Source organism: Rhizobium bangladeshense, from assembly GCF_001662075.1.
Classification (GTDB): Bacteria; Pseudomonadota; Alphaproteobacteria; order Rhizobiales; family Rhizobiaceae; genus Rhizobium; species Rhizobium bangladeshense_B.
On the sequence record NZ_LYPL01000111.1, the window covers coordinates 1 to 670 of the forward strand.

The window sequence follows — 670 nt, forward strand, 5'->3', positions numbered from 1 at the left end:
CGAAGCTGGCGTTCGGCAGCCGCTCGTCCGATCGCACTGAGAAAACAGGCGGACCAGGCGGCGGCGAAGAGCTGTTCGGGATTGGTGCCGGGAGCCGAGGAGCCGGGCGGGGAGAGTTTCACATCGAGGCGACCATCGGACGTGCGAGACGCTCCGTCGCGTCCGCCGGTGGTGTTGGTGGTGCCGGTGTAGATGACTTTCGACATTTGGATGCTCCTTGTTCAATTTCAGCTGGTGAGAAAGCTCACTGCTGGTTTGTTGAGCGCCGCCACGACCCAGCAGGGTTCCGGGCGGCGATGACGGGAATATGAGATCGGGGAAATCCATCCGGTAGCGAGCAGGAGTGAGAGCAAGCCTCTCGTTTTCGCTCAGCCTCGCACCAGGTTGCGAGAAGCCGGAGCACTGTGGAGGATTTCGGAAAGCAGCGCGTTGCGGGGCATAACGCTCCCAACTACCGAGGATTCCCCGCCGTTCGGAACTTGCCGAACTCAAGAGGCTGCCTCTCAGCTTTCCCCGCTACCGCCGGTGCCGGCATTGCGCGATCTTCGAAGCGCTAACCGGGATTGAGACCTGCCGAGGCGGTCTTGATCTCTCATCCAGTCGGGAGACGGACATGAACACGCATTTCAAACGCAAGATCGCCTTCGCCCTGTCGATGGGAATCGTAACG

General features: G+C 61.0%; 1 pseudogene. It reads right to left on the reverse strand.

From position 1 onward, the window contains the following. Positions 1-206: pseudogene (locus tag A7X77_RS31735) on the reverse strand (OsmC family protein); the annotation flags it as partial. Positions 207-670 lie beyond the last annotated feature (464 nt).